Origin of the sequence: Acinetobacter sp. UBA5934 (genome assembly GCF_002430855.1) — a bacterium.
GTDB lineage: Bacteria > Pseudomonadota > Gammaproteobacteria > Pseudomonadales > Moraxellaceae > Acinetobacter.
This window is the reverse complement of record NZ_DJDC01000045.1, coordinates 1-8579: the sequence shown is the minus strand read 5'-3', so window position 1 is coordinate 8579 and position 8579 is coordinate 1. Positions and strand designations below refer to the sequence as shown.

The window sequence follows — 8579 nt, the reverse complement described above, 5'->3', positions numbered from 1 at the left end:
CAAACTATGATGGATGGTACAATTCCAGCTTGAAGATTATTGGATTTATTCTGATTTCTGCTGCAGTTACTGCAATTTTCTCTGTCTGGAAGAGCTCACCATGGTGGCTGATGTACCTGTTTTTACTGGTATGGGGTGCAGACAGTGGTGCTTATTTTGTAGGGCGTAAATTGGGCAAGAACAAACTTGCTCCAAATGTCAGTCCAAACAAGTCAGTAGAAGGTTTATACGGTGGTATTTTTACCGCCATGCTGATTGTGGTAACCGTAGAAGTCCTGTATCTGGACTTAACCCTTGCACAGCATATTCTATTTTTGATTTTATCTGTGATTACCGTATTCAGTTCAGTTCTTGGCGACTTGTTTGAATCCATGATTAAACGTCGCGCTGGAATTAAAGATTCAGGTCGTATTCTGCCAGGACATGGTGGGGTGCTTGACCGTATTGATTCATTGCTTGCAGCTGCTCCAATTTTTGCAGCCGGCATGTATATTTTAAAATTTATTGGTGTAGATTTATAGATGTCACAATCTGTTTGTATATTAGGTGTAACGGGTTCAATCGGTCAAAGTACCTTAAAAATTCTGCAGCAGCATCCTGAAAAGTATTCTGTCTTTGCAGTCACTGCGCATAGCAGAATTTTAGAGCTCGTTGAAATATGCAAACAATATCGACCAAAAGTGGTGGTTGTTCCTGCAAGTCGATTGAAAGAATTACAGCAATATTTTAATGCACAGTCTTTAACAGATATTGAAATCTTGACTGATGAAGCTGGCTTGATTGCTGTTGCTGAACACGCAGATGTCGATGTGGTGATGGCAGCCATTGTGGGGGCTGCGGGCTTATTGCCGACCTTGGCAGCGGTTAAAGCAGGTAAGCGTGTCTTGCTGGCGAATAAAGAAGCACTGGTGATGTCTGGTGACATCATGATGCAGGCAGCACGTGATTATCAGGCAGAATTACTACCGGTTGATTCAGAGCATAATGCCATATTCCAATGTTTGCCTGCGGGTTATTTTCAGGCAGAGCGTAATGGGCAACCGAAACAGGGTGTATCACGTATTCTGCTGACCGCATCGGGTGGTCCATTTTTAAATCATAGTCTTGAACAATTACAGAATGTGACACCTGCACAAGCGTGTAAACATCCCAACTGGTCTATGGGTCAGAAAATTTCAGTTGATTCAGCAACCTTAATGAATAAAGGGCTGGAGCTCATTGAAGCCTGCCATCTCTTTGCAATTTCAGAACAGTTTGTAACAGTGGTGGTACATCCACAGAGTATCATTCATTCTATGGTTCAATATGTGGATGGTTCAACTTTGGCACAAATGGGCAATCCTGATATGTGTACACCTATTGCGCATGCGCTGGCATGGCCAGAGCGTATTCAAACGCATGTACCAGCACTTGACCTGTTTATCAATCAACAACTGGATTTTCAAGAACCTGATACCATACGTTTCCCGGCATTAAAACTTGCGCGTCAAGCCATGCAAAGTGGTGGTCTGGCTCCTGCGATTTTAAATGCTGCCAATGAGATTGCTGTTGCTGCCTTCTTGCAAAACAACATTGGTTTTACTGACATTGCTCAAGTGGTCGAACAGACTTTAAATCAGGTTGAAGGCGGCGCTGCAGAATCGATTGAACGTATTTTGCAGGTCGATCAAATGGCGCGATCTGTGGCACAGCAAATTGTCACCCATAAAGGAAGCTAAAATATGAGTGCCTTGTTTATTATTGTGGCAGCAATTCTCCTGCTCGGGCCGCTTATCGCGATTCATGAGTTTGGACACTATATTGTTGCACGTAAGCTTGGCGTTAAAGTTTTAGTTTATTCCATTGGCTTTGGGCCGACCTTGCTCAAGTGGACGTCTAAAAAGTCGGGCATTCAATATCAGCTTTCGGCATTGCCATTAGGTGGTTATGTAAAAATGCTGGATGAACGGGAAGGCAGTGTTGCTGAAGAAGATTTACCCAAAGCGTTCAACCGTCAGCATCCCTGGAAGCGTATTGCAATTGTAGCTGCTGGACCATTGATCAATCTGGTTTTTGCCGTGTTACTGTTTTGGGTTTTATTTATTCCATCGCAAGAACAGTTGAATACCCGTGTTGGTAAAGTGTTACCAAATACGCCGGCGGCTACAGTGCAAATGCAGGTCGGCGATAAAATTACCCAAGTAGATGGCACCTCTGTTAATACCTGGGAAAAGTTAAATTTCGCCTTGGTTGATCGTGTTGGTGAAACCGGTTCCATTCAGATTCAGGCAGATCGTCACGGTCAGTTGCAAACCTTTAATTTACCTATCCAGAATTTCTTAAAAAATCAGAATCAATCAGCATTAGACAGTTTAGGCTTTATGCCATATCGTCCACATATTCCTGCCGTTGCTGCTAAACTTAGTGAAGATGGTGCAGCGATTCGTCAAGGGATGAAAGAAGGCGATAAAATTGTTGCTATTGATGGCGTGAAAATGAATGACTGGTTTGATGTTGTTCAAGTTGTTCAGGCTTCACCAGAAAAATTATTAAAAATAGATGTATTACGTCAAAATCAGCTGTTACATTTGCAGGTGATGCCACAGGCCAAGCGTGACAGCATGGGTAATGTTTCTGGTGTGCTAGGTGTACAAAATAGCCCCGGGAAAATAACCATTCCTGCAGAATATAAGCAAACCATTCAATACAGCCCGACTGAAGCATTGGTTATGGCAGTTGATAAAACCGGTCAAATTTCAGGTATGATTTTGAACTCGATTGTCAAAATGATACGTGGTTTAATTGGACTGGATAATTTATCCGGACCGATCACCATTGCCAAGGTGGCAGGGCAAAGTGCGGAAATGGGCTGGCAAACCTTTATCTCATTTATGGCCTTAATGAGCGTGAGTTTGGGTATTTTGAATTTATTGCCTATCCCTATGCTGGATGGTGGACACCTGGTTTACTATTTTATTGAGCTAATTCGTGGTAAACCTGTTTCTGAACAAATACAATTGGTTGGTTTAAAAATTGGTATGGTACTGCTCGGTAGCATGATGCTCCTTGCATTATTCAATGACTTCATGCGTTTATAACAACGTACATATGTAATAAATTAACATCGGAAAAGACTGGCATGCAGCACACACATTTATTTATGCCTTTGGCACTCGTTAGTGCAATGGCAGCAGTACAACAAGTATATGCAGCAGATGAATTCATTGTCCGCGATATCAAAATTGACGGACTTGTTCGCTTAACGCCAGAAAATGTTTATGGGATGTTGCCTGTCAATGCTGGCGATCGTGTCAATGATGCGACCATTGCAAATGCCATTCGTGCCTTGTATGCCACAGGCCTGTTTGATGATATCAAGGCATCACAACAAGCAGATACGCTCGTTTTTACCGTGGTAGAACGCCCGGTTATTTCCAAGGTCGAGTTTAAGGGGAATAAACTTATTCCTAAAGAAGCCCTGGAAGAAGGGCTTAAAAAGATGGGGATTGCAGAAGGCGAGGTTTTGAAAAAATCTGCTTTGCAAACCATCGAAACTGAACTTGAACAGCAGTATATGCAGCAAGGTCGTTACGATGCCGATGTTAAGGTAATCACGACTGCCAGACCGAATAACCGTGTTGATTTAACCATTGATTTTGTTGAAGGTAAGGCAGCCAAAGTTGTTGATATCAACATTATTGGCAATACCGTTTTTAAAGAAAGCGAAATCAAGCAGGCTTTTGCGGTTAAAGAAAGCGGCTGGAGTTCAATTGTTACCCGAAATGACCGTTATGCGCGTGAAAAGATGGCGGCCAGCCTTGAAGCTTTGCGTGCCTTATATTTAAACAAGGGTTATATCAATTTCAATATCACCAACTCAAGTTTGAACTTGAGTGAAGATAAAAAGAATATCTTTGTTGAAGTGTCTGTAGATGAAGGCGAGCAATTCAAATTTGGCCAAAGCAAGTTCTTGGGTGATGCGCTTTACCAGCCAGAAGAATTAAAAGCGCTGCAAATTTATAAAGATGGCGAGATTTATTCGCAAGAAAAAGTCAATGCAGTCAAACAGCTATTACTGCGCAAGTATGGTAATGCCGGTTATTACTATGCTGAAGTCAATATTGTTCCTGAAATTAATAAAGAAACCAAACTGGTTGATTTGAATTATTATATTAATCCGGGTCAACAAGTTACGGTACGTCGTATCAATTTTACCGGTAATACCAAAACTGCCGATGAAGTATTGCGTCGTGAAATGCGCCAGATGGAAGGTGCATTGGCGAGCAACGAAAAAATTGATTTATCTAAAGTCCGTCTGGAGCGTACAGGTTTCTTTAAAACGGTTGATATTAAACCGGCACGTATTCCGAATGTCCCTGATCAGGTAGATCTGAACGTCAATGTTGAAGAGCAGCATTCGGGGACCAGTACACTGGCAGTCGGTTTCTCGCAAAGTGGTGGTGTAACCTTCCAGGCGGGCTTAAGTCAAACCAACTTCCTGGGTACGGGTAATAGCGTTTCGATTGATTTATCCCGTTCAGAAACACAAGACTATTATAATTTAAGTGTGACCGATCCGTACTTCACCATTGATGGTGTGCGTCGCGGTTACAACATGTACTATCGTAAAACCAAGCTGGATGAAGACTATAACGTCAATAACTATGTAACAGACAGTTTTGGTGGCGGGATCAACTTTGGTTATCCAATTGATGAAAACCAGAGTGTCAGCGCAGGTTTAAATATTGATCAGACAGAAGTGACCACAGGTAATGGTGTTTCAACTTATGTTCGTGATTATTTATTGGCAAATGATGGTAAGGAGATTGGGAAGTCAGAATATTGTATAAATACAGCTAATCCATGTACGAAGCAATCCAAACCTGATCGTTTTTCAGGAGATTACCTAACATATAACTTAAATTTAGGTTGGTCTTACAATACGTTAAACCGACCTGTCTTCCCGACATCGGGTATGTCACATCGCGTGAATGGTGAAATTGCATTGCCAGGCAGTGATGTGGAATATCAAAAAATCACTTATGATGCGCAAGCCTTCCAGCCTTTAGGCAAGGGCTTTGTACTGCGTGGTTATGGTAAGTTGGGTTATGGTAATGATCTGCCATTCTATAAAAACTTCTATGCCGGTGGTTTTGGCTCGGTTCGGGGCTATGACAACAGTACTCTAGGTCCTAAATATGACAGTGTGTATGCTGAAAATACGGGATTAGAAAACTTTGATCCCGAAGAAGTCGGTGGTAATGCTCTAGTACAATTTGGTACGGAACTGGCTTTACCCTTACCGTTTAAGGGTGATTGGACACGTCAGGTTCGTCCTGTACTGTTTGCTGAAGGTGCTCAAGTTTTTGATACACAATGTGACGTTCCTACAAGTGAGGCAAGTAAACAATATTGTAAAGACAACTTCGGCTTTGATGCAGGCAATATGCGTTATAGTGTAGGTGCAGGTTTTACCTGGATTACCATGATTGGGCCATTATCTCTTAGTTATGCTTATCCGTTAAATGAAAAAGACGGTGATGATACTAAAAATATCCAGTTTGAGATTGGTCGTACTTTCTAAGTACGACCTTCAATGGGTTTAAAAAAGGATATTTGCATGAAAAAAATATTAATGAGCCTGGTTTTTGCTGGTTTGGCGAGTACCTCAATGGTTCATGCCGCAGGTTATGGCGTGGTTGATCTGGAAAGAGTGGTCGAAAACAGCACGTATTTAAAACAGCAGAACGTTTCTTTACAGCAAAAGGTCAAGCCGCAAACCACCAAGCTGGAACAGTTGGCTAAAGAGCTGGAAGCTTTACAGCAACGTGCTCAGCAAACGCCTAATTTATCCGATGCTGAAAAGCAAAAAATGTCTGTACAATTTCAGACGCAGCTAAAAGAGTTTAATACGCTGCAGCAAAGTGTACAGTCAACCGTTCAATCTACGATTCAGCTGATGAACAAGACTTTAGGGGATCGAGTCAAGCAAGTAGCAGAACAATTGCGTAAAGAAAACAACTTGGATATTGTTTTGAATAAAAATTCCGCGCTTGCTTATGACCCTAAATATGATTTAACTGATAAAATGATTCAAAAGGTTAACGTTATTAAGTAATCAATGAATCCTAAACAATTTCGCTTAGAAGATCTCGCCCGTTTAGTACAAGGCGAGCACGTAGGTCAATCTGATTTAATCTTGGAAGGATTGGCCAGCTTAGATGCGGCTCAAGCGAAACATATTGCATTTGTAAACGCTGATAAATATCTAGATCATGCACGTGCTTCAAAAGCAGGTGCGCTGATTGTTACTTCTGTTCTAAAAAATCAGTTAGATACGCACAATAACTTTATTGTGGTCGATAATCCTTATCTTGCTTTTGCTATCCTGACGCGTGTTTTTGAAAAGAAAAATCAGCATCAGGGGATAGAAAGCACAGCACAAATCCATCCTTCTGCCATCATTTCCGATAGTGCCTATATTGGGCATTATGTGGTGATTGGTGAGCATTGCGTAGTGGGTGATAACACCATCATTCAATCACACGTTAAAATTGATGATGATGTAGAAATTGGTCAACAGTGTTTTATTGATTCACATGTTACTTTAACCGGTGAAACAAAAATCGGTGACCGTGTCCGTATTCATGCCAATACCGTGATTGGCGGAGAAGGCTTTGGTTTTGCGCCTTACCAAGGTAAATGGCATCGTATTGCGCAATTGGGTTCAGTTAAAATTGGTAATGATGTCCGAATTGGGTCAAATTGCAGCATAGACCGCGGTGCACTCGATGACACCATTCTGGAAGATGGGGTTATTATTGATAATCTTGTGCAAATTGCCCACAACGTAAAAATTGGTGCAAATACAGCCCTGGCTGCAAAATGCGGTATTGCAGGTAGTACTACAATTGGCAAAAACTGTGTATTTGCAGGTGCAGTAGGGGTAGTAGGTCATATTAATATTGCAGATAATGTGACAATTACCGGTATGTCAATGGTCACAAAAAGTATTTCTGAGGCAGGGAGCTATTCTTCTGGTACGCCGATGCTAGAAAGTTTGCACTGGAAACGGGCGGCGGTACGCTTTAAACAATTAGCAGATGTGCCATTGACCCAATTAGTGAAACGGCTTGATCATATACAGGCTCAAATCGAGTCCCTTGAATCAACTTTTAAGCGTAAATAGAATTATGATGACTGAGTCTAATCCTCCTGCATTTACGAAGCCTGAATTGCCAATGCACATTCAACAAATTCGTGAATATTTACCTCACCGCTATCCATTCTTATTGGTCGATCGTATTGTTGATGTGACTGATAATGGCATTGTGGGTTATAAGAATGTTTCAATCAACGAAGAGTTTTTACAGGGACATTTCCCGGGCTATCCGATTATGCCAGGTGTATTGATTGTTGAGGCATTGGCTCAAGTCTCTGGTATACTTGGTTTTATCATGAATAATGAAAAGCCAGGGCCAGGCTCACTGTTTCTTTTTGCGGGCGCTGAAAAGGTTCGCTTTAAGAAACAGGTCGTTGCTGGTGACCAACTGGTATTAAAATCAGAATTAGTTATGCACAAACGTGGCATTTACAAATATAATTGTATAGCCACAGTGGATGGCGTTGTAGCAACTACCGCGGAAATTATGGTTTCGCATCAGAAAATAGAGCAGGCATGAGTAAGAACGATTTAATTCACCCAACCGCCATTATTGACTCTTCTGCAGTCATTGCTGCAGATGTACAAATTGGTCCTTATTGTATTATTGGACCACAGGTCACCATTGGTGAAGGCACCAAGCTACATTCACATGTAGTGGTCGGTGGCTATACTCGTATTGGGAAAAACAACGAAATATTCCAGTTTGCGAGTGTGGGTGAGGTTTGTCAGGACTTAAAATATGCTGGTGAAGAGACCTGGCTTGAAATCGGCGATCACAATTCCATTCGCGAGCATAGCAGCTTGCATCGTGGTACGGTTCAGGATCAGGGACTTACCAAAATTGGCAGCTATAATTTATTGATGGTCAATACCCATATTGCGCATGACTGTATGGTGGGCGATCATAATATTTTTGCCAATAATGTCGGTATTGCTGGACATGTACATATTGGTGATTATGTAGTGGTTGGTGGTAACTCGGGTATTCATCAATTCTGTAAAATTGATTCTTACAGCATGATTGGTGGAGCATCCTTGATTTTAAAAGATGTTCCTGCCTACGTGATGGTATCTGGTAATCCGGCACATGCCTTTGCGATGAATGTTGAAGGTATGCGTCGTAAGGGCTGGTCTAAAAATGTCATTCAGGCCTTACGTCAAGCCTTTAAATTGATTTATAAAGAAGGTTTAACCACTGAACAAGCAATTCAGCAGATTCGTAATGATATTCTGCCAGAAGCGCCAGAAGTCCAGTTATTAATTGATTCTTTGGAACAATCGAAGCGCGGTATTGTTCGTTAATTGAATATGCCGCTCAAAAAAAGACACTTATTAAGGTGTCTTTTTTTTGTTTTTTATTTCTTTAAATATCCAACTTCTTCAGATTTAGGGTAATTTTTGAGTAGTTTGCTTTTAAGCTGGTTGGCGAGCGTTG

Annotated in this window: 8 protein-coding genes; all 8 read left to right on the top strand. The window is 41.5% G+C overall.

Annotated features, from left to right (window positions below):
- On the top strand, nt 1–521 hold a 521-nt coding region (locus tag B2Y23_RS03300), incomplete at its 5' end, for a phosphatidate cytidylyltransferase (RefSeq protein ID WP_291369006.1).
- Nucleotides 522–1718: a 1-deoxy-D-xylulose-5-phosphate reductoisomerase gene (gene ispC / locus B2Y23_RS03295; RefSeq protein WP_291369004.1), complete on the top strand. Its 1197-nt coding sequence runs from the start codon at nt 522–524 to the stop codon at nt 1716–1718.
- Between the two features lie 3 nt (nt 1719–1721).
- Nucleotides 1722–3077, top strand: coding sequence for an RIP metalloprotease RseP (rseP, locus tag B2Y23_RS03290; RefSeq protein WP_291369002.1), 1356 nt, complete (start codon nt 1722–1724; stop codon nt 3075–3077).
- A 41-nt stretch (nt 3078–3118) separates the two neighbouring features.
- The gene (gene bamA, locus B2Y23_RS03285; RefSeq protein ID WP_291369000.1) at nt 3119–5563 is read left to right on the top strand and encodes an outer membrane protein assembly factor BamA; all 2445 of its coding nucleotides are present in this window, start codon (nt 3119–3121) and stop codon (nt 5561–5563) included.
- Nucleotides 5564–5599: 36 nt separating this feature from the next.
- Entirely contained in the window at nt 5600–6097 is a 498-nt protein-coding gene (locus B2Y23_RS03280; RefSeq protein WP_291368998.1) for an OmpH family outer membrane protein, read from the top strand.
- Between the two features lie 3 nt (nt 6098–6100).
- Entirely contained in the window at nt 6101–7168 is a 1068-nt protein-coding gene (gene lpxD, locus B2Y23_RS03275) for a UDP-3-O-(3-hydroxymyristoyl)glucosamine N-acyltransferase (protein ID WP_291368996.1), read from the top strand.
- Between the two features lie 7 nt (nt 7169–7175).
- Nucleotides 7176–7661: a 3-hydroxyacyl-ACP dehydratase FabZ gene (gene fabZ, locus B2Y23_RS03270; protein ID WP_291369008.1), complete on the top strand. Its 486-nt coding sequence runs from the start codon at nt 7176–7178 to the stop codon at nt 7659–7661.
- Nucleotides 7658–8446 carry an acyl-ACP--UDP-N-acetylglucosamine O-acyltransferase gene (gene lpxA, locus B2Y23_RS03265; RefSeq protein ID WP_291368994.1) on the top strand — a complete coding sequence of 263 codons (789 nt, stop codon included), beginning with the start codon at nt 7658–7660 and terminating at the stop codon, nt 8444–8446. The genes fabZ and lpxA overlap by 4 nt, the downstream gene beginning before the upstream one ends.
- The last annotated feature ends 133 nt before the right edge of the window (nt 8447–8579 follow it).